General features: G+C 67.5%; 19 protein-coding genes. 7 read left to right on the top strand and 12 right to left on the bottom strand.

Going from position 1 to position 19,494, the window contains the following annotated elements:
- Positions 1–9: 9 nt before the first annotated feature.
- Both ACFDTH_RS04675 and ACFDTH_RS04670 read right to left on the bottom strand, forming a co-directional pair.
- Positions 10–1,110, bottom strand: coding sequence for a Zn-dependent alcohol dehydrogenase (locus ACFDTH_RS04675; RefSeq protein WP_375286344.1), 1,101 nt, complete (start codon positions 1,108–1,110; stop codon positions 10–12).
- 116 nt (positions 1,111–1,226) lie between these two features.
- Complete coding sequence (locus ACFDTH_RS04670; RefSeq protein ID WP_375286343.1) at positions 1,227–2,537, bottom strand: acyl-CoA dehydrogenase family protein; 1,311 nt, start codon at positions 2,535–2,537, stop codon at positions 1,227–1,229.
- Between the two features lie 132 nt (positions 2,538–2,669).
- Here ACFDTH_RS04670 and ACFDTH_RS04665 point away from each other — a divergent pair, with 132 nt between their 5' ends.
- Positions 2,670–3,938, top strand: coding sequence for a TetR/AcrR family transcriptional regulator (locus ACFDTH_RS04665; protein ID WP_375286342.1), 1,269 nt, complete (start codon positions 2,670–2,672; stop codon positions 3,936–3,938).
- Between the two features lie 21 nt (positions 3,939–3,959).
- On the opposite strand, the gene dnaJ is transcribed toward ACFDTH_RS04665, so the two are convergent.
- Positions 3,960–5,081: a molecular chaperone DnaJ gene (gene dnaJ / locus ACFDTH_RS04660; protein ID WP_375286341.1), complete on the bottom strand. Its 1,122-nt coding sequence runs from the start codon at positions 5,079–5,081 to the stop codon at positions 3,960–3,962.
- Between the two features lie 138 nt (positions 5,082–5,219).
- Entirely contained in the window at positions 5,220–7,130 is a 1,911-nt protein-coding gene (gene dnaK, locus ACFDTH_RS04655) for a molecular chaperone DnaK (protein WP_375286340.1), read from the bottom strand.
- A gap of 159 nt (positions 7,131–7,289) precedes the next feature.
- Between dnaK and ACFDTH_RS04650 the strand changes: the two genes are divergently transcribed.
- Together ACFDTH_RS04650 and ACFDTH_RS04645 are read left to right on the top strand one after the other, a co-directional pair.
- Complete coding sequence (locus tag ACFDTH_RS04650) at positions 7,290–7,730, top strand: copper chaperone PCu(A)C (protein ID WP_375286339.1); 441 nt, start codon at positions 7,290–7,292, stop codon at positions 7,728–7,730.
- Positions 7,727–8,194 (top strand): vgr related protein, encoded by a 468-nt coding sequence (locus ACFDTH_RS04645; protein ID WP_375286338.1) that lies wholly within the window; start codon positions 7,727–7,729, stop codon positions 8,192–8,194. Before ACFDTH_RS04650 ends, ACFDTH_RS04645 begins: the two co-directional genes overlap by 4 nt.
- Before the next feature lie 6 nt (positions 8,195–8,200).
- On the opposite strand, the gene ACFDTH_RS04640 is transcribed toward ACFDTH_RS04645, so the two are convergent.
- From ACFDTH_RS04640 to pgi, 5 genes are read right to left on the bottom strand one after another with little or no spacing between them, the layout of a single operon-like run.
- Positions 8,201–8,518, bottom strand: a complete 318-nt coding sequence (locus ACFDTH_RS04640) for a DUF1905 domain-containing protein (RefSeq protein WP_375286337.1) — start codon at positions 8,516–8,518, stop codon at positions 8,201–8,203.
- On the bottom strand, positions 8,515–9,864 hold the full coding sequence (gene gorA, locus ACFDTH_RS04635) for a glutathione-disulfide reductase (RefSeq protein WP_375286336.1): 1,350 nt from the start codon (positions 9,862–9,864) through the stop codon (positions 8,515–8,517). The genes ACFDTH_RS04640 and gorA overlap by 4 nt, the downstream gene beginning before the upstream one ends.
- A complete protein-coding gene (locus tag ACFDTH_RS04630) occupies positions 9,857–10,279 on the bottom strand; it encodes a PIN domain nuclease (protein WP_375286335.1) in 423 nt (140 codons plus the stop codon). Before ACFDTH_RS04630 ends, gorA begins: the two co-directional genes overlap by 8 nt.
- Positions 10,276–10,485, bottom strand: a complete 210-nt coding sequence (locus tag ACFDTH_RS04625) for a type II toxin-antitoxin system VapB family antitoxin (RefSeq protein WP_375286334.1) — start codon at positions 10,483–10,485, stop codon at positions 10,276–10,278. Before ACFDTH_RS04625 ends, ACFDTH_RS04630 begins: the two co-directional genes overlap by 4 nt.
- Positions 10,486–10,529: 44 nt before the next feature.
- Positions 10,530–12,023, bottom strand: coding sequence for a glucose-6-phosphate isomerase (gene pgi, locus ACFDTH_RS04620; protein WP_375286333.1), 1,494 nt, complete (start codon positions 12,021–12,023; stop codon positions 10,530–10,532).
- A gap of 130 nt (positions 12,024–12,153) precedes the next feature.
- On the opposite strand from pgi, the gene lepB reads away from it, so the two are divergent.
- Genes lepB through era form a run of 3 tightly spaced genes read left to right on the top strand, consistent with a single transcriptional unit; the run spans position 12,154 to position 14,569 of the window.
- Positions 12,154–12,984, top strand: a complete 831-nt coding sequence (gene lepB / locus ACFDTH_RS04615) for a signal peptidase I (RefSeq protein ID WP_375286332.1) — start codon at positions 12,154–12,156, stop codon at positions 12,982–12,984.
- Positions 12,981–13,682: a ribonuclease III gene (rnc, locus tag ACFDTH_RS04610; RefSeq protein WP_375286331.1), complete on the top strand. Its 702-nt coding sequence runs from the start codon at positions 12,981–12,983 to the stop codon at positions 13,680–13,682. The genes lepB and rnc overlap by 4 nt, the downstream gene beginning before the upstream one ends.
- A complete protein-coding gene (gene era, locus ACFDTH_RS04605) occupies positions 13,679–14,569 on the top strand; it encodes a GTPase Era (protein WP_375286330.1) in 891 nt (296 codons plus the stop codon). Before rnc ends, era begins: the two co-directional genes overlap by 4 nt.
- 29 nt (positions 14,570–14,598) lie before the next feature.
- Here the strand turns inward: era and ACFDTH_RS04600 are convergent, their stop codons facing one another.
- Complete coding sequence (locus tag ACFDTH_RS04600) at positions 14,599–14,880, bottom strand: ETC complex I subunit (protein ID WP_375286329.1); 282 nt, start codon at positions 14,878–14,880, stop codon at positions 14,599–14,601.
- 10 nt (positions 14,881–14,890) lie between these two features.
- Complete coding sequence (gene hrpB, locus ACFDTH_RS04595; protein WP_375286328.1) at positions 14,891–17,410, bottom strand: ATP-dependent helicase HrpB; 2,520 nt, start codon at positions 17,408–17,410, stop codon at positions 14,891–14,893.
- Between the two features lie 52 nt (positions 17,411–17,462).
- Between hrpB and ACFDTH_RS04590 the strand changes: the two genes are divergently transcribed.
- Entirely contained in the window at positions 17,463–18,395 is a 933-nt protein-coding gene (locus ACFDTH_RS04590) for a cation diffusion facilitator family transporter (RefSeq protein ID WP_375286327.1), read from the top strand.
- 1 nt (position 18,396) lies between these two features.
- On the opposite strand, the gene ACFDTH_RS04585 is transcribed toward ACFDTH_RS04590, so the two are convergent.
- Entirely contained in the window at positions 18,397–19,407 is a 1,011-nt protein-coding gene (locus tag ACFDTH_RS04585; protein ID WP_375286326.1) for a polyprenyl synthetase family protein, read from the bottom strand.
- Between the last annotated feature and the right edge of the window lie 87 nt (positions 19,408–19,494).

Here is a 19,494-nt window from a genome sequence, read left to right as displayed (position 1 = left end):
GCGGGTCCGTCAGTCGAAGGTGATGACGCTGCGGGTGGCGTCACCCTTGCGCAACTCGTCGAACGCATGGTTGATGTTTTCGAGCGGCATGCGCTCGGCGATGATCGTGTCGAGATCGAGCAGGCCGCGCTGGTAAAAATCCACCAGCCGCGGGATGTCGACCGGAAAGCGGTTCGATCCCATCAGCCCGCCCTGGAGGCGCTTGCCCGAGAGCAGGTCGATCGCGGACAGGCTCGCCACCTGATCGGTCGGCAGCATGCCCAGGATGGTGGCGGTGCCGCCGCGGCGGAGCACCTTCACCGTGGTCGCGGCGGATTGCGGCCGCCCCACCGCCTCGATGGCATGGTGCACGCCGCCCTTGGAAATGTCGACCACCTCGGCCACCGCGGTCTCGCTGTTCGAATCCACCGTGTGGGTGGCGCCCAGCTTGGTGGCGATCGCGCGCTTCTCCGCCACTGGATCGACCGCGATGATCTTGCCCGCGCCCGCGATCTTGGCAGCATTCACCGCAGCCAGGCCGATGCCGCCGCAGCCGACCACGCACACCGTCTCACCCGGGGTGACATCGGTGGAGTTGAACACCGCGCCCGCGCCCGTCGTGACCGCGCAGCCGATCAGCGCCGCCCGGTCCAGCGGCATGTCCCGGTCGATCGCGACGCAGGCATGCTCATGGATAAGCATCATCTCGGCATAAGCGGAGAGATTGAGCATCTGGTTGACCGGCTTTCCGGGGCGCCAGCGCGATCCTTTGAACGACAGACGCGGCGGCGCGCTCTTCGCGCGCTTGGTCGACTGGTCGATGCACAGGAACATGCGCCCGGTGACGCAGAATTCGCAATGACCGCAGAACGCAGACAGGCAGGTGACGACATGATCGCCCACCTTCACCGTGCGCACCTCCGAGCCGACCGCCTCGACGACTCCGGCCGCTTCGTGACCCGGAATCGCCGGCAGCGGCGTGGAATAGGTGCCATCGACGAAATGGAGGTCCGACCGGCACACCCCCACAGCCTGGGTGCGGATCAGCACCTCGTGCGCGGCGGGTTTGGCGACGACGACCTCCTCGATCTGGAGCGGCGTCTTCGTTTCGTGGAGTACGGCGGCTTTCACTTCATTCCCTCACGCTTGTCCCGATAGGCGCTCGCGACGTCCGTTCGCTTCGAGCAAAGTCGAGAAGCGCCCGCTGGCGCGTGCCTCGACGCCGCTCAATACGAACGAAGAGGCGGCTACCTGCTCACCCCGATCTCGCCGCTCGACACCTCGGGCCCCCGCCGGTCGTTGGACGCGATCTCCGCCTTCCAGTCGCCGTACTTGCCAAATTCATTGCGCGCGATCGAACGCGCGTGGACCTCGTCCGGCCCGTCGGCCAGGCGCAGGGTGCGCATCGATGCCCAGGCATGCGCCAGCCCGTAATCCTCCGCCACTCCGCCGCCGCCATGCGCCTGAACCGCATCGTCCAGGATGCGCAGCGCCATGTTGGGTGCGAACACCTTGATCATCGCGATTTCCAGCTGCGCGGACTTGTTGCCGGCCTTGTCCATCATGTCGGCGGTTTTGAGGCAGAGCAGGCGCGTCATCTCAATCTCGATCCTCGCCTGGGCGATCCTTTGCTCCCATACCGAGTGATCGGAGATGCGCTTGCCGAAGGCGACACGGCTCAGCAGGCGCTTGGCCATCTTCTCGATCGCCACCTCGGCAACGCCGATGGTGCGCATGCAGTGGTGGATGCGACCCGGTCCGAGGCGGCCCTGCGCGATCTCGAAGCCGCGGCCTTCGCCAAGCAGCAGGTTCTCGACCGGCACGCGGACGTTCTCAAACACCACTTCGCCATGGCCGTGCGGCGCATGGTCATAGCCATAGACCGAGAGCATCCGCTCGATCCGGATCCCCGGCGTGTCCATCGGCACCAGGATCTGGCTTTGCTGCTGGTGGCGCGAACCCTCGAAGCTCGTCTTGCCCATCAGGATACCGATCTTACAGCGTGGATCACCCACGCCAGACGACCACCATTTGCGGCCGTTGATCACATAATGATCGCCGTCGCGCTCGATCCGCGTCTCGATATTGGTCGCGTCGGAGGAGGCGACCGCCGGTTCGGTCATATAGAAGACCGAACGGATCTCGCCGTTCATCAGCGGGCGAAGCCACTGGTCCTTTTGCTCACGCGTGCCATAGCGATGCAGGACTTCCATGTTGCCCGTGTCGGGCGCCGAGCAGTTGAACACCTCACTCGCCCAGCCGATCTTGCCCATCTCCTCCGCGCACAGCGCATATTCGAGATTGGTCAGCTGTGTACCTTCGAACTCGAACGTCTCGTCGACATGATGCTGGCCCGAATGCGGCGGCATGAAGAAGTTCCACAGCCCGGCCGCCCTCGCCTTGGCCTTCACCTCCTCGACGACGGGGATGACCTTCCAGCGCTCGCCCTCATGCGCCTGAGCGTGGTATTCGGCCTCGCGCGGCCGCACCTCCGCATCGATGAACGCGCGTACGCGATCCCGAAAATACGTCTCCCGCTCGCTCAGCGTGAAGTCCATGACGCCCTCTCCCGATCCTTTTCGCCGACCCGCTTAGACCGTACCGACTTTTCGGTAAAGGCAACGAATCGGCCGGCAACCCCATAGCGAGCGAATGACTCGCCCAACTAAAAAAAGGGACTGTCTCTTCAAATGGTAACTGGTACACTCCCCGACATGGGGGATGCTGCGGAAGCCGAGAACGGCACCGAAACGGGCACCAGGCGCTTTCGCGAGAAGCGCGAGGCGATCCTTGCCGCCGCCGCTGCGGCAATCAACGAGCAGAGCGCGAAGGGCATGACCTTCGCGGATGTGGCGCGGCGAGTGGGGCTTAACACCACCAGCGTCACCTACTATTTCAAGCGGAAGGAGGATCTCGCCGCAGCGGCGTTCGAGCACACGCTCGACTATCTCCTGTCCATGCTGGAGGACGCGCATGGCCAACCCACGCCCGATGCCAGGGTTCAGCGCTACCTGTCGCTCAACATGGCACGGCTCGCACGCATCGAACGCGGCGAGGAACGCCCGTTTGCGGTGCTTTCCGACCTGCGCGCCACGGAGGAGCCGGTACGGAGCCGCTTGATGGCGCGCTGGCGCGAGGTCTTCCGGCGCACACGCGCCCTGTGGGGTGAAGGGCTCAATAAGGCCGCGACCGATCTCGCGGGTGCGCGGGCACACGTGCTGCTGGAGAACACGTTCTGGCTGCCGGTCTGGCTGCCCCGCTACGAACCCGATCAGTACCCGCGCGTCGAGACGCGGCTGTTCGACATCTTCGCGCGCGGCATCGCGGTTCCTGGCGCCCAATGGCATCCCGAGCCGGTGGACCTGCCGCACGACGACGCCGTGCCCGGGCGCGAGGCCTTTCTGCTAGCGGCCACGCGGCTGATCAACGAGCTCGGCTATCGCGGCGCGTCCGTCCAGCGGATCGCCTCGGAGCTCAACGTCACCAAGGGCAGCTTTTACCACCATCTCGATGCCAAGGACGAGTTGGTGATCTCCTGCTACAAGCGCAGCTTCGACACGATCGCAGATGCGCAGCGCCTTGCCGACACGCGTGGCGGCAGCCAGTGGGATCGGCTGGCGGCGATGATTGCTACCCTGCTCGACGTACAGTTTTCCGAGCAAGGTCCGCTGCTGCGCACCACCGCGCTCAGCGGCCTGCCGGCCGGCGCGCGGCAGGCCATGGTCGAGCGGTCCAACCGTATCGCCCGACGCTTCGCGGGAACGATGTCGGATGGGATCGCCGAGGGCACGGTGCGCCCGGTGGACACGCTGATCGCCGCACAGGCGCTGATGGCATTCCTCAACGCCGCCTTCGACATGCGCAAATGGGCCTGGTCGATGCCGCGCGACCGGGCACTGGCACTCTATGGCTCGACCTTGCTCTACGGGATGTTCGACGATCGGATGGTCGAACGATAGCCGTACACCTGCAGCGCGCGGCTATTCCCCGGCGAATGCTTCCTTGAGCTTGGCGAAGAAGCCCTTCGATTCGGGGCACTCTTCGCCGGTCTCCGTCTCGCGGAACAGCTCCAGCAGTTCGCGCTGACGGGTGGAGAGTCTGGTCGGTGTCTCCACCTCGACCTGGATGACGAGGTCGCCGAAGCCGCGGCCCTGGAGCACGGGCATGCCGGCGCCGCGCTGGCGCAGTTGCTTGCCCGACTGGATGCCGGCCGGAATGCGGATTTCGTGCGCGCGCCCGTCAAGGCCGGGGATGGAGAGCGTGCCGCCCAGCGCGGCGGTGGTGAAGCTGACCGGCGCGCGCGCGAACAGGGTCGTGCCCTCGCGCTCGAAAATCGGGTGCCGCTTCAGATGGAGGAAGATGTACAGGTCGCCCGCAGGGGCGCCGCGCGGCCCTGCCTCACCCTCACCGGTCATGCGCACGCGGGTGCCCTCGTCGACGCCTGCAGGAATGTCGACCTTGAGGGTTTTGGTCTTCTCAACCCGCCCGTCGCCGCGGCAATCGCGGCAAGGATCGTCGATCACCTGGCCGGAGCCGTTGCACACCGGGCAGGCGCGCTCGACCACGAAGAAGCCCTGCTGCGCGCGCACCTTGCCGTGGCCGCCGCAGGTGTTGCACGCATGTGGGCGGCTGCCCGGCTTGGCGCCCGAGCCGTGGCAGGTCTCGCACGCCGCGGTGACGTCGATGGTGATCTCGGTCGCCTTGCCGTGGAACGCTTCTTCGAGGCTGATCTCCATGTCGTAGCGCAGGTCAGCGCCGCGGCGCGGCTGGCGCTGGCCGGGGCGGCCGCCCATGAACTCGCCGAACACGCTTTCGAAAATGTCGGAAAAGCCGGAGAAATCTGCTTGGCCGGCTTGCCCGCTGCCACCCCCGCCGTTGCGGAAGGCGGCATGGCCGAACCGGTCATAGGCGGCTCGCTTCTGCGGGTCCTTGAGGCAGTCATACGCCTCATTGACCGCCTTGAACTTCGCCTCGGAATCCTTGCACCCGGCGTTCTTGTCCGGATGAAACTTCATCGCGAGCTTGCGATACGACGATTTGATCGTCGCCGCGTCGGCGGTCCGCTCGCATTCGAGCAGCTCGTAATAATCGACTTCAGTCATACTGGGCCCCCGCCCAACGCAGGCACAACAAGGCCGTCACCTCGCGCAGGCGGGGGCCCATCTCCTGTCCGTCCCACCAAGCGGCACGGGTGGAAGATGGGTCCCCGCTTGCGCGGAGATGACGGCCAAGCATCTGCGTTACGCCTTCTGGTTGTCGTCCACTTCCGAGAATTCGGCATCGACGACATCCTCAGCGCCGGCCTGCTGACCACCCGCCTCCGCCTGCGGCGACGCCTCGGCCTGCTGCTGCTTCTCGTAGATCGCCTGGCCGAGCTTCATCGCCACGGTGGCGAGCGCCTGCGCCTTCTCGTTCATCCGGTCGGAGTCGCCGGACTCGACCGCGGCCTTGGCCTCGTCGATCGCGCCCTGGATCTCGCCCTTGAGCGCCTCGTCCACCTTGTCGCCATTGTCGGCAAGCTGACGCTCGGTGGTGTGGATCAGGCTTTCGGCGTTGTTCTTCGCCTCGGCCGCAGCACGGCGCTTCTTGTCCTCCTCGGCGAAGCTCTCGGCGTCGCGGACCATCTGCTCGATGTCGCTATCCGAAAGACCGCCGGAGGCCTGAATACGGATCTGCTGCTCCTTGCCGGTGCCCTTGTCCTTCGCGGAGACGTTGACGATGCCGTTGGCGTCGATGTCGAAGGTGACCTCGATCTGTGGCACGCCGCGCGGCGCCGGCGGAATGCCGACCAGGTCGAACTGGCCGAGCAGCTTGTTGTCCGCCGCCATCTCGCGCTCGCCCTGGAAAACGCGGATCGTCACCGCGCCTTGGTTATCGTCCGCGGTCGAGTAGGTCTGCGACTTCTTGGTCGGGATGGTCGTGTTGCGGTCGATCATTCGAGTGAACACGCCGCCCAGCGTCTCGATGCCCAGCGACAGCGGGGTCACGTCGAGCAGCAGCACATCCTTCACGTCGCCCTGGAGCACGCCCGCCTGGATCGCGGCGCCCATCGCCACGACCTCGTCGGGATTGACACCGGTGTGCGGGTCCTTGCCGAAGAAGCCCTTCACCACCTCACGGACGCGCGGCATGCGGGTCATGCCGCCCACCAGCACCACCTCGCTGATCTCGTCCGCCTTGACGCTGGCATCGGCCAGCGCCTTGCGGCACGGCTCCAGCGTGCGCTTGATCAGGTCCTCGACCAGACGCTCCAGATCGGCGCGGCTGATCGTCTTGACCAGGTGCTTCGGCCCGTTCTGGTCGGCGGTGATGAAGGGCAGGTTGACCTCGGTCGACTGCGCAGACGACAGCTCGATCTTCGCCTTTTCGGCGGCTTCCTTGAGCCGCTGGAGCGCAAGCTTGTCCTTGGTGAGGTCGATCCCCTCATCCTTCTTGAAGCCCTCCGCAAGGAAATCGACGATCTTGTTGTCGAAGTCCTCGCCGCCCAGGAAGGTGTCGCCGTTGGTGGCCTTCACCTCGAACACGCCGTCGCCGATCTCCAGGATCGAGACGTCGAAGGTGCCGCCGCCCAGGTCATAAACGGCGATGGTCTTGCCGTCGTTCTTCTCCAGGCCATAGGCGAGCGCCGCCGCGGTCGGCTCGTTGATGATGCGCAGCACTTCAAGGCCCGCGATCTGGCCGGCGTCCTTGGTCGCCTGCCGCTGCGCGTCGTTGAAGTAGGCCGGTACGGTGATCACCGCCTGCGTGACCGTCTCACCGAGATACGACTCAGCGGTTTCCTTCATCTTCTGCAGCGTGAAGGCGCTGATCTGCGAGGGAGAATAGTCCTTGCCGCCCGCCGACACCCAGGCGTCGCCGTTCGGCCCGCGCGTGATCTTATACGGCACCAATTCGGTGTCCTTCTTGGTCACCGGATCGTCGAAGCGGCGGCCGATCAGGCGCTTCACCGCGAAGATAGTGTTGTCACCGTTGGTGACGGCCTGGCGCTTCGCCGGCTGGCCGACCAGCCGCTCGCCGTCCTTGGCGAAGGCCACGATCGACGGCGTGGTCCGCGCGCCCTCCGCATTCTCGATCACCTTGGGCTTGCCGCCCTCCATCACGGAAACGCAGCTGTTGGTAGTACCAAGATCGATGCCGATAACTTTTGCCATGAGTGCCTGTAGCCCCTGCGTGTCGTAAATCCTTGCAGTCACGCCCCGTTACGGCAGCGAAACCGCATGTTCCGAGCGCGATATAGGGGGGCTTCGCCTTGCCGCAAGGCGGGTCGGGGACTAGTCGGAAGGCTGCTTTTCCCGAAAATGGAGCCTGTCATGCGCCCGTCCCTCGCCATTCTCGCCGCGACGGTCGCGCTCGCCGGCTGCGGGCAGGAGAAGCAGCTGTACGTCAGCGACGCCTGGGTGCGGCTGCCGGCGGTGGCGGGGCGGCCGGCGGCGGGCTATTTCACCCTGCATGGCGGGCCGACCCCGGCGACGCTGATCGCCGTTTCCGCCGACACCGCGATCCGCACCGAACTGCACGAGACAAAGCGCACCGCCAATGGCGCGATGACGATGGCGAAGATCGCCTCGGTGCCGGTGCCCGCGCTCGGCAAGGTACGGTTCGAGCCGGGAGGGCGCCACCTGATGCTGTTCGGGATCAACCCGGTGGTGAAACCCGGCAGCGCGATGACGCTGACTTTCACCTTCGCCGATTCCACGCGCATCCTGCTGGACGCGACGGTGATCGCGGCGGGCGATCCGGAACCCAAGTGAGCGCCGCGCCGGATCGGCCGCTGACCGCGGGCGAGATCGCCCTCGCCCGTTCGATCTATGGCGACGCGATCGACTACACGCCGGTACGGCTGTGCAACCGCAAATGGGCGTTCTTCCAACCGCGTGGCGTGGTGATGGCCCCGCGCGGCAACATCCACTTCCACCCGCACGGCGCCCTGTGGCGGGACGACTTCTCCGATGCGTCGCTCGGCGATCAAGGCCTCTTCATCCACGAGATGTGCCACGTCTGGCAGCACCAGCGCGGCATCTTCCTGCCGCTCAAGCGGCACCCCTTCTGCCGCTATTCCTACAGCTTTGTGCCCGGCCAACCGCTGCTGCGCTACGGTATCGAGCAGCAGGCGGAAATCGTCCGCCACGCCTTCCTGCTACGGCGGGGTGCAGCGGTGGCGGGGGCACCGGCACTGGCGCGGTACGAAAGCGTGCTGCCGTTCGGCAGCGGGTGATGGGGCTCAGGACTTCACCGCAGAGATCGTCAGCCGGAGGTCGATAGGATCGCCCAGCACGATCCCGGCCTTGCGACGCACCGCAACCTTGAGCGGCACAAGATAGCCGCCATCACGCGGGAACAGCGAGGTGGTGAACGCGACCCCCCCGGCATCGCCAGCGACCGGCACGCAGCCCCAACCGTAGCTCGCCTGACGCGCAGCATAGCGGATCTCGCCCACCATTGTCTCCGGCACCGCGACGAAGAAGAACGGCGCCGGTCCTCGCCATTCGATCACCACGCCGGTGAACGACAGCTCGGCAAGGACCTCGCCGGCGCTCACTTCAGCAGCACCAACTCCTCCGCCATCGTCGGGTGCAGCGCCACCGTGGCGTCGAACTGCGTCTTGGTCAGTCCCGCCTTGACCGCCACCGCCGCGGCTTGGATGATCTCGGGCACGTCGGGCCCGATCATGTGAATGCCCAGCACCCGGTCGGTTTCGCCGTCGCACACCATCTTGTAGAGCGCGCGCTCGTCCCGCCCCGCCAACACGTTCTTCATTGGCCGGAAATCCGATGAATAGACGCGTACCGAGCCGAACTTCTGCCGCGCCTGGCTTTCGGTGAGGCCGACGCCGGCGAGCGGCGGATGGCTGAATACCGCGCTCGGGATGCAGGCATAGTCGACCTTGCCACCGCCCTTGCCAAACAGGTTGTCCGCGAACGCCTGCCCCTCGCGGATCGCGATCGGGGTCAGCTGGATGCGATCGGTGACATCACCCACGGCATATATCGACGGGCAGGTCGAGCGGTTGTCGTCGTCCACCTTGATGGCGCCGCGCTCGGTCATTTCAACGCCGGCACTCTCCAGCCCCAGGCCCTTGGTGTTGGGAATGCGGCCGGTGGCGAACATCACCAGATCGACGACCGCCGGATCGTGGCCGCTCATGTGGACCTCCAGGCAGCCATCGTCCAGCTTGACGATCTTCTCAAAGGTCGCGTCGAAACGGAACTCCAGGCCCTTCATCATGCTGATCTGGAGCAGGCGGTCGCGGATCGCGAGATCGTAGCCGCGCAGGATGTCCTTGGTCCGGTTCATCAGGATGACGTGCGCGCCGAATTGGTGGAAGATGCCGGCGAATTCGTTGGCGATATAGCCCGCCCCCGCGATCAGGATGCGCTTGGGGATGCCGTCGAGATTGAACGCCTCGTTGGAGGTGATGCCGTGTTCGTGTCCTTCGCAATGCGGGATCTGCGGGTGCGCGCCGACTGCCACCAAGATCGTCTTCGCCGTCTTCTTCGTGCCATCGGCCAGCGTCACCTCATTCGGACCGCTGACGGTGGTGCGCTGCTCGATGATCTCGGCGCCGTTGGTCTTGAGTGTGTTGGTATAGGCCTGATTGATCCGATCCACCTCGGCCATCACGTTCTCGCGCAGGCACTGCCAGTCGAACTGGAGGTCTTCCGGCACCATCCAGCCGAAGCGGCGCGCATCCTTCAAATCCTCGGCGAAATGCGCACCATAGACGAGCAGCTTCTTGGGCACGCAGCCGCGAATCACGCAGGTGCCGCCGACGCGATACTCCTCCGCCACCGCCACCTTAGCCCCATGCGCCGCGGCGACGCGGGCGGCACGGGTGCCGCCCGAACCGGCACCGATGACGAAGAGGTCGTAGTCGAAGTCAGGCATGATGGTCTCCGGGGTTGTCCAGCGCCGACCGCAGGCCTAGGTGCTGGACGAAGGGGTCAAAGTCACGGTCGCTGTAGAGCAGCGGGATATTGTCGAGGATGCAGCGGGTAGCGATCAGCGTATCGATGGTCTTGCGGACGGTTATGCCAAGTTCGCGAAGATGCTGGTAGTTGCGAGCGGCCTGGGTCGCGACCTTCCCGTCGACGATCGTGAGCGGATCGAACAGCTTCAATCGCGTGAGCTTCCGCTCGAAGTCTTGGCGGTCTCGTGTGCCCTGCAGGACTTCGGTCAGCACGAGATCGCCGACAACGATGCGCTCTGACTGGGTGATCAATCGCCTGCCGACCTCCGTCTGGATCGTGGGACGGTCGGCAAACAGATCGATCCAAACGCTGCTATCGAGCAGGACGGTCACTCGGCTGGAACGTACTTGCTTGTCCGCATGTCGTCGAGATCACCCTCCCAGCCGCTGCCGCGAAGCTCATCCCAAGCGCGAAGCTGCCGCTTCATTCTTACAACCTCTTCCAGCGCCTTCGTCACCGCCTCACGCTTTGTCTTGACGCCAAGCTCTTCCATCGCTTCGGCGATCAAGTTGGGGTCGATCTCGATATTGGTCCGCATGTGTATGGCTCCGCAGAACCATACACATAGCGGCTCCGGTCCCCTCATTCCAGCCCGGCGCGGCGGATCAGGTCGGTGGTGGAGGGGTCGAAATCGCCGCCGCCCTTGGCCGCCGCCTTGGCCATCTCCTTGCCCAGCTCCACCCCGAACTGGTCGAACGAATTGATGCCCAGCAGTACACCGTTCACGAAAGTGCGGTGCTCGTAGAAGGCGATCAGCGCACCCAGGGTGCGGGCGTCCAGCGTGTCGAGCAGGATGGTCGAGGAAGGCCGGTCGCCCGGATAGGCGCGCGCCGGATCGTCGATGTTGGCGCGGCCCTTCATCAGCGCCGCCCCTTGCGCGAAGGCGTTGAGCAGCAGCTGACGATGATGCTCCTCCGGCAGGGTGTCGCCCGGCTCGATCACCGCCAGGAACTCGACCGGGATCAGGTGCGTGCCCTGGTGGAGCAGCTGGAACACCGCATGCTGCGCGTCGGTCCCCACCCCGCCCCAGGTAATCGGCGCGGTGGGGCGGCCGACCGGCTGGCCGTCGACGGTGACGCTCTTGCCGTTCGATTCCATCTCCAGCTGCTGGAGGTAGCTCGGCAGCAGCCGCAGCCGCTCGTCATAAGCGAAAGGCGCCCGCGTCTCGGCATGGCGGACCTGGGTGTAGTAAAGGTCGGCGAAGGCGGCGAGCACGGGAGCGTTCTCGTGCAGCGCCGAGAGGCGGAAGTGGCGATCCATCTCCGCGGCGCCCTCCAGCAGCTCCTCGAACTGGTCCCAGCCTAGCTTGACCGCAGCCGGGAAGCCGATCGACGACCAGAGCGAATAGCGTCCGCCGACCCCCTCGCTGAAGCCGAGGATGCGGGTTTCATCGACGCCCCACTCCACCGCCTTTTCGGGCGCGGCGGTCAGCGCGATGACGCGGCCGTACGGGTCCTCGACGCCATTCTCGGTCATCCAGCCGATCACGCTCTCGGCGTTCATCATCGTCTCGGTGGTGGTGAAGGTCTTGGAGGCCACCACCAGCAGGGTCGCATCGGGATCGAAGGCGGCGAACACGTCATCCAGCGCCATCCCGTCGACATTGGAGACGATCGCCACGTCGTACCGCTCGAAATCGCGGCCGAGCGCATCGACCAGCAGGTCCGGCCCCAGCGCTGAGCCGCCGATGCCGACATGCAGGATGTGCTGGATCGGGCCGAATGCATCCGCCTCAATCGCGTCGATCACCGCGCGCATGCGGGCGTGATAGTCGGCCGCCCGGGCGACGCTTTCCGGCTTGCCCTCCCCGCGCTCGGCCGTGTGCTCGACGGGGCGATCCTCGGTGACGTTGACGTGCGCGCCCGAGAACATCTGCTCGCGCTTGCCGGCAAGGTCCTGTGCCTTGGCAAGCTTTTCGAAGGCCGTGACCGCCTCGCGCGTCAGGTGCGTCTTCGACCAATCGAAGTGGATGCCGGCTACGTCCAGCGACAGCCGCCCGAGCCGCTCCGCATCGTCCGCGAACAGCTGCTCAAGCTTTACCTGAGGCAGCGCCTCGATCTCAGACCAATCCGCCATGATTCCCGCTCCGATCCGTGTCCCGCCCGCCTAGAGAAGCGACCCTCTTCACGGCAAGCGCTGTTGCGAACGGTCGAGGCGGGCTAACGCTCCGCTTGACGTGCGGCATCGCGTGCGCGACGCGCGGGGCATGGCCAAACGCAAGCCCGCCAAACAGTCCGAATTGGTCGAGACGATCCGCTTCCTGCTGAAGCTGGCACTGATCGTGTTCGTGTTTCGCAGCTTCGTGCTGGCGCCCTTCTCCATCCCCTCGGAATCGATGCTGCCGCGCCTGCTGATCGGCGACTATCTGTTCGTGTCGAAGTGGAACTATGGCTATTCGCGTTGGTCGTTGCCGTTCGGCTTCCCACCGATCGACTGGCACCTGGGCTGGGGCACGCCCGCTCGCGGCGACACGGTGGTGTTCCGCGGGCCACCGGGCGAGGACCATGACGTGATCAAGCGGGTGATCGGCCTGCCGGGCGATACGATACAGGTGCGCGCCGGCCAGGTGATCCTCAACGGCCGCGCCATTCCCAAGCAGCGGATCGCCGATTTCGTGGTGCCGATCTCCCCCAATTTCCCCACCGACAAGTGCGCCGCGCCGTTCCAGGCGGTCGCCGATGGCGAGGCGATCTGCCGCTATCCGCGGTTCCGCGAGACGCTGCCCGGCGGCCGCGCCTATGAGGTGCTCGATCAGGCGATGCTGCCCGGCGTCGACGATACGGGCGTCTATCAGGTCCCCGCCGGCCACCTCTTCCTGATGGGCGACAATCGTGACGGCTCGCTGGACAGCCGCTTCCCCGCCCCTGCGGACGCGCTGCCCGGCCAGATGAGCGGGATGGGTTTCGTGCCGCTCGACCATGTCGAGGGGAAGGCGCTGGTCACCTTCTGGTCCACCGACGGTTCGGCGCAGTGGCTGCTGCCCTGGACCTGGTTCACCGCCGCCCGCTTCGACCGGCTGGGACGCGGCTTCGAATGAGCGACCTCGCCGGCTGGATCGAGCGCACCTTCGGCGCGACGCCGAACGACATCAGCTTGTACGAACGCGCACTGAGCCATTCGAGCCTGGCGGGCGAAAGCTACGAGCGGCTCGAATTCCTCGGCGATCGCGTGCTCGGCGTCAGCATTGCCGACTGGCTGTACGAGACCTTTCCGAACGATCCCGAAGGCGCGCTGTCGAAGCGGTTCAACGCGCTGGTCACCGGCCCGGTCTGCGCTAAGATCGCGCGCGAGATCGGCGCGCCCGAGCACCTGCGCCTCGGCAAGCAAGCCCGCGACGATGGTGCCGGCGACAGCGACAACGTGCTGGGCGACATCATCGAGTCGCTGCTTGGCGCCTTGTATCTCGACCATGGGCTGGAGCCGGCGCGCGTCGCGGTGCGCCGCCTGTGGGCGGACCGGATCCACGCCGGCGAGAAGGCCCCGCAGCATCCCAAGTCCGCGCTTCAGGAATGGGCCGCGGCCAACAACCGCAAGACGCCCGCCTATGAAATCGTCGATCGCTCCGGCCCCGGCCACGCCCCGCGTTTCACGGTGAAAGCGGCGATCCCCAAGCTGGCGGAAGCGACCGCCGAGGGCGGCAGCAAGCAGGAGGCGGAGACCGCCGCGGCCAAGGCGCTGCTGGCGGAGGTGACCGCGCTGGTCCCGGCCAAGCGCAAGCGGGGGAAGGCTGCATGACCCATTGCGGCCTGGTCGCCGTGCTCGGCGCACCCAATGCGGGCAAGTCCACCCTCGTGAATGCGCTGGTCGGGCAGAAAGTGGCGATCGTCAGCCCCAAGGCGCAGACCACGCGCGCGCGGCTGCTCGGAGTCGCGATCGAGGGCGAGACGCAGCTGCTGCTGGTCGACACGCCCGGCATCTTCGAACCCAAGCGCCGGCTCGACCGGGCGATGGTCGCTGCGGCCTGGGGCGGCACCGAGGGGGCGGACATCCTCGCTTTGGTGGTGGACGGCAAAGGCGGCGTCGGCCCCAAGGTGACCGAGATCGCCGAAGCGCTCGCCGGGCGACCCGAGCCCAAATTGCTGGTGCTCAACAAGGTCGATGTCGCCGACAAGCCGAAATTGCTCACCCATGCCGAGCGGCTCAATGCCATCGTGCCCTTCGCCGACACCTATTTCGTCAGCGCGCAGACCGGGGACGGCCTGCCCGAGCTCAAGCGCGCGCTCGCCGCGGCGATGCCGGCGGGCCCATGGCATTATCCCGAGGACCAGGTCTCCGACGCGTCCGAGCGCGCGCTGGCGGCGGAGGTGACGCGCGAACAGCTCTATCTCCAGCTTCACGCAGAGCTGCCCTATGCCGCCGCGGTGGAGACCGAGAAGTTCACCGACCGCCCCGACGGTTCGGCGGAGATCCACCAGCAGATCCTGGTCGAGCGCCCTACCCAGCGCGCGATCGTGCTGGGCAAAAGCGGCGTGCGCATCCGGGAGATCGGCGCGCGGGCAAGGGCGGAACTGGCGACGCTGCTGGATCGCCCCGTCCACCTCTACCTCCACGTCAAGGTAAAGCCGGGCTGGGACGAGGACCGCGACGTTTATCGCGACATCGGGCTGGATTGGGTGGAATAATCCCCCCATCACGTGGGGGAGAACTTCGCCTAGCGGAAGTTGTCCGCGTAGGCTTGGAGCTTCAACTTCTTCTCCGGCGCCGGGATCACACTGTACGCAATCCCCTCGCGCTCGGCATAGGCGATCGCCGCCTCGCAGGTCGGGAAGCGCAGATTCACCTGCGCGCGCGTGTCGCCGCTGCCCGCCCAACCGGTGAGCGGGTCGGGGCGTTGCGCTTCCTCGGCAACGAACTCGAGCTGCCACAGGTCGGTGGCGAACTTGCCCGATTGCATGGCGTTCTTCGGGCGCTGAAAGATGCGGGCGGTCTGCATGTGGTGACCTCTACCGCGAACCGGCGCGCCTTGCATCGGCATTTTTCGTGCGCAGCGTCGCGCTGGAAGCGGCGGGATCGTCCGGCCAGGGATGGCGCGGGTAGCGGCCGCGCATCTCCTTGGCCACCGCGGACCAACTGCCCGCCCAGAAGCCGGGCAGGTCACGCGTCGTCTGGATCGGGCGCCCCGCCGGCGAAGTGAGCGACAGGACGAGAGGCGTGGTGCCGACGCGCGGATGCTCGTTCAACCCGAACAGCATCTGCGGGCGCAGCTCGACGGTAGGTCCGGCCTCGGCGGTATAGTCGATCGCGTGGGTGCTGCCCGCCGGGCTGGTGAAGTGTGACGGCGCGACGCGCTCGATCCGCTGGAGCGCGTCCCAGCCGATCAGGCTGCGCAGCGCCTCGGTGAGCGCGCCCGGCGCAATCTGGTCGAGGCGGCGGATGCCGTCGAGCAGCGGCGGCAGCCAATCGTCGAGGCTGGCGAGCAGCGCCGCGTCGTCGAGCGGGACTCCGGCGTAAGCCGCCCGGGTCCGCAAAACCTGCGCGCCGTCACTCCAGGGCAACAGCGCGACACCGTGGCTGCGCACGCCCTCCAGCAGCGCGGTGGCGATCGCGTCCGGATCGGCGTCGCTGTCCGGGCCGCTCGACAGGCGCAGCGCCCCAAGGCGGCGTTCGCGCAGCGCCTTTACGCCGCCGGTCGCCGGATCGAAAGCGACGGTGCGGCGCGCTTCGATACGGTCGGCGAACAGCGCCTCCACCGTCTCGCGATCGATCGCCACCGCAGAGAGGATGCGAGCGCCGGCCGCCGCCCCCTGCGTCTCGGCAACCGCAAGCCATTCCTCGCGCGCGAGGCTGGAGGCGGGATCGAGCCGGAACCCGCGCCCGCCGACCGAGGCCCAGGCCTCGCCGCTGGGGTCACGGCGGCGGGCGATGCGGTCGGGATAGGCGAGGGCGATAGGAACGGAAACTCCCCTCCCTTCGAGGGAGGGGTCGGGGGTGGGTGGCGTGCTCGTGAGACTAGGCCGTCCGGCGATATGCCCGCCGTAGTCTGACGCACCACCCACCCCCAGCCCCTCCCTTCCAGGGAGGGGAGCCATTGCAGCCCACCGTCTCGCCAATCCCCTCGCCGCCTCCGCCTTGCGGCCCCGGTCGCCCCTCCAGCGGCGCAGGCGCAGATCGAGGTCGACATCGCTGCCGCCCAAGCCGCGCTCGCCGAGCAGCACCGCCACCTCCGCCGCCTCGCGCGCCAGGCCCATCTCCCCCGCCCGCACCAGCATGTGCGCGAGCCGCGGCGGCAGCGGCAGCGCCGCGATAGCGCGGCCGTGCGCGGTTGGGCGGCCGTCACCATCGAGCGCTTCCAGCGCAGCAAGCCGCGCCCGCGCCTCCGCGACCGCGGCCTCGGGCGGCGCGTCTAGCCAGCGCAGGTCGCACGGATCGGCGACGCCCCAGATCGCACTCGCCAGCACCAGGGCGGAGAGGTCCGCTTCCAGGATCTCAGGCGGATCGAATCGCGGCAGGCCGGCGGTCGCCGCCTCCTCCCACAGGCGATAGGCGACGCCCGGCGCCTGCCGCCCCGCGCGGCCGGCGCGCTGGGTCACCGCCGCCTGGCTGGCGCGCTCGGTAACCAGCCGGGTCATGCCCGCACCGCGATCGTAGCGCGGCCGACGCGCCAGCCCCGAATCGACCACCACGCGCACGCCGTCGATGGTCAGGCTGGTCTCGGCGATGCTGGTCGCCAGCACCACCTTGCGGGTCGGCTCGGGCGCGATGGCGGCACGCTGGGCGGCAGGATCGAGGCTGCCGTGGAGATTGTGCAGCGCGACGCCGGGCAGGTCGCTCAGCCGCTCGGCGGTGCGCTCGATCTCGGCGACTCCGGGCAGGAAGGCGAGCACCCCGCCCGCCTCCTCCGCCAGCGCGCGGCGGATCGCGCGCGCCATGTCGTCCTCGACTCGATCGGCGGAACGGCCAATGTGGCGCAGCTCGAGCGGATGGCTGCGCCCGGCGCTCTCGACCACAGGGGCGCCGCCCATCAGGCCGGAGAAGCGCGCGCCGTCCAGCGTCGCGGACATCGCCACCAGCCGCAGGTCCTCGCGCAGCCCTCCTTGCGCATCGAGCGCGAGCGCCAGGCCGAAGTCCCCGTCCAGGCTGCGCTCGTGCACCTCGTCGAACAGCACCGCGGAGACGCCGGCGAGCTCAGGGTCCGCCTGGATGCGGTTCACGAAAATGCCCTCGGTCACCACCGTCACGCGGGTCTGCGCCGAGCGCCTTGTGTCGAGCCGCGTCGCGTAGCCGAAGGTGCGGCCCACGGCCTCGCCCGCCAACGCCGCCATCCGCTCCGCCGCCGCGCGCGCCGCGATGCGGCGCGGCGAGAGCAGCAGCACCTCGCCCGTGCACCACGGCTCGGCGAGCAGCGCCGGCGCCACCGCGGTGGTCTTGCCCGCGCCCGGCGGCGCCACCAACACGGCATTGGTCCCGCCGCGCAAGGCAGCGAGCAGATCGGGGAGGACGGAGAGGACGGGCAGCGCGGTCATCGGTGGCAAGCCGCTAGCATCACATGCCCGGCCGGTGATAGCGGCGCGACACATGGGCGGGCACCACCACCATCACCACGGCCACGATCATGGCCATCACGGTCACGCGCACGCGCCCGCGAGCTTCGACCGCGCCTTTGGGATCGGCATCGCGCTTAACACCGGCTTCGTGGTGCTGGAGGCGGGGTTCGGCTTGTGGACCGGATCGGTCGCTCTGCTCGCCGATGCCGGGCACAATCTGTCGGACGTGCTCGGCCTCGCCATCGCCTGGGGCGGGGCGGCGCTGGCGAAGTCGGCGCCGTCGAAGCGCTTCACCTATGGGCTCAAAGGCTCCACCATTCTTGCGGCACTTGCCAACGCGCTGCTGCTGTTGGTCGCGATCGGCGCGATCGCGATGGAAGCTGTGAACCGCTTCTCCACGCCCACGACCATCGCCGGCGGTACGGTGGCGGCGGTTGCGGCGGCGGGAATCTTTATCAACGGCATCACCGCCTGGCTGTTCGCGCGCGGCCGGCATGGCGACGTCAACGTGCGCGGCGCCTATCTCCACATGCTCTCGGACGCCCTGGTCTCCGCCGGCGTGGTGGTCGCCGGGCTCGCCATCGCCGCCACCGGCCTCGGCTGGATCGACCCCGCGGTCAGCCTCGTCATCGCGGCGCTGATCCTGTGGCAGACCTGGGGCCTGCTGCGCGAGACCGTGGAAATGAGCTTGGCCGCTGTCCCGCGCGGCATCGACTATGACGCGGTCGCCGCCGCGCTGGCCCAACTGCCCGGGGTGGAGCGGGTGCACGACCTCCACATCTGGCCGATGTCCACCACCGAACCGGTACTCACCGCCCATCTTGTGATGCCAGAAGGTTCGCCAGGGGACGCGTTCCTGGCCCAGGCTCAGGATATGCTGCACGACCGCTTCGGTATCGGCCACGCCACCCTCCAGGTGGAATGCGGCGCCGGGTGCGATCTTGCCAGCCCGCGCGTCGTCTAGGTCAATAGGCGCGCGCCACCGCGAACTCCACGGCCTCTACCATCGCGTCCTTCGCCTTGCCGCCCGCGAACGGCCCGATCGCGTCTATCGCGCGCTGGCCGTAGTGGCGGGCGCGGGCGAGCGTGTCGTCGACCGAGCGGGTGCGGCCGACCAGGTCGATGGCATGGGCGAAATCCGCATCGCTGGTACGCCGCCCTTCGATCGCGTCCTTCCAGAACCGGCGGTCCTCCTCTGAGCCGCGGGCGTAGGCGAGTATCACGGGCAGCGTCACCTTGCCCTCGCGGAAGTCGTCGCCGGCATCCTTGCCCATTGTGCCCGCATCGGACGTATAGTCGATTGCGTCATCGACCAGCTGAAAGGCAATGCCGAGGTTGCGGCCATAGGCATCGAGCGCCGATTCCTCCGCTTCGGGCCGCTCCGCCACCACCGCCGCGATCCGGCAGGCGGCGGCGAACAGCGCCGCGGTCTTGGCGTTGATGATGTCGAGGTAGCGGTCCTCGCCCGTCTCGATCCGCCGCGCCGCGGTGAGCTGGTTCACCTCGCCTTCCGCGATCACCGCGGAGGCATTGCTGAGGATCTTGAGCACCTTGAGGCTGCCATCCTCCACCATCAGCTCGAAGCTGCGGCTGAACAGGAAGTCGCCCACCAGCACGCTGGCCGGATTGCCCCAGATCAGGTTGGCGGTGCGCTTGCCGCGCCGGAGGTCGCTGCCGTCGACCACGTCGTCGTGCAGCAACGTCGCGGTGTGAATGAACTCCACCGCCGCGGCGAGCCGATGGTGGCGCGCGCCGGTATAGCCGATCAGCCGCGCGCTCGCGAGCGTCAGCATTGGGCGCATCCGCTTGCCGCCGCCGGCGATCAGGTGGCCGGCGAGCTCGGGGATCAAGGGGATGCGACTCTGCATCCGGTCGAGGATCGCGGCGTTGACGAGGTTCATGTCGTCGGCGACCAGCTCGATCATCGGATCGAGCGAAGGGTCGCGGCCGGCCAGTCGGTGAAGGGTCGCGCTCATCTGCGCGTCCCTCTGGCCCCGCCCTCCCCCGAGCGCAAGAGCGAGGGTTGCCGCAGCGGCCGGCCGCCCGCAAAAGGCGCCCGCACG

This window comes from Sphingomonas sp., from assembly GCF_042096255.1.
Lineage (GTDB): Bacteria > Pseudomonadota > Alphaproteobacteria > Sphingomonadales > Sphingomonadaceae > Sphingomonas.
Note: the sequence above shows the minus strand (reverse complement) of the source record. Positions and strands in the feature narration are given on the sequence as shown.

What these genes read in the sequence shown, in the direction of transcription:
- ACFDTH_RS04670 (WP_375286343.1), bottom strand. Translation starts at nt 2,537, where the DNA reads ATGGACTTCACGCTGAGCGAGCGGGAGACGTATTTTCGGGATCGCGTA.
- ACFDTH_RS04665 (WP_375286342.1), top strand. Translation starts at nt 2,670, where the DNA reads ATGGTAACTGGTACACTCCCCGACATGGGGGATGCTGCGGAAGCCGAG.
- hrpB (WP_375286328.1), bottom strand. Translation starts at nt 17,410, where the DNA reads ATGACCGCGCTGCCCGTCCTCTCCGTCCTCCCCGATCTGCTCGCTGCC.
- ACFDTH_RS04650 (WP_375286339.1), top strand. Translation starts at nt 7,290, where the DNA reads ATGCGCCCGTCCCTCGCCATTCTCGCCGCGACGGTCGCGCTCGCCGGC.
- pgi (WP_375286333.1), bottom strand. Translation starts at nt 12,023, where the DNA reads ATGGCGGATTGGTCTGAGATCGAGGCGCTGCCTCAGGTAAAGCTTGAG.
- dnaK (WP_375286340.1), bottom strand. Translation starts at nt 7,130, where the DNA reads ATGGCAAAAGTTATCGGCATCGATCTTGGTACTACCAACAGCTGCGTT.
- ACFDTH_RS04600 (WP_375286329.1), bottom strand. Translation starts at nt 14,880, where the DNA reads ATGCAGACCGCCCGCATCTTTCAGCGCCCGAAGAACGCCATGCAATCG.
- ACFDTH_RS04590 (WP_375286327.1), top strand. Translation starts at nt 17,463, where the DNA reads ATGGGCGGGCACCACCACCATCACCACGGCCACGATCATGGCCATCAC.
- rnc (WP_375286331.1), top strand. Translation starts at nt 12,981, where the DNA reads ATGAGCGACCTCGCCGGCTGGATCGAGCGCACCTTCGGCGCGACGCCG.
- dnaJ (WP_375286341.1), bottom strand. Translation starts at nt 5,081, where the DNA reads ATGACTGAAGTCGATTATTACGAGCTGCTCGAATGCGAGCGGACCGCC.
- ACFDTH_RS04625 (WP_375286334.1), bottom strand. Translation starts at nt 10,485, where the DNA reads ATGCGGACCAATATCGAGATCGACCCCAACTTGATCGCCGAAGCGATG.
- lepB (WP_375286332.1), top strand. Translation starts at nt 12,154, where the DNA reads ATGGCCAAACGCAAGCCCGCCAAACAGTCCGAATTGGTCGAGACGATC.
- ACFDTH_RS04585 (WP_375286326.1), bottom strand. Translation starts at nt 19,407, where the DNA reads ATGAGCGCGACCCTTCACCGACTGGCCGGCCGCGACCCTTCGCTCGAT.
- era (WP_375286330.1), top strand. Translation starts at nt 13,679, where the DNA reads ATGACCCATTGCGGCCTGGTCGCCGTGCTCGGCGCACCCAATGCGGGC.
- gorA (WP_375286336.1), bottom strand. Translation starts at nt 9,864, where the DNA reads ATGCCTGACTTCGACTACGACCTCTTCGTCATCGGTGCCGGTTCGGGC.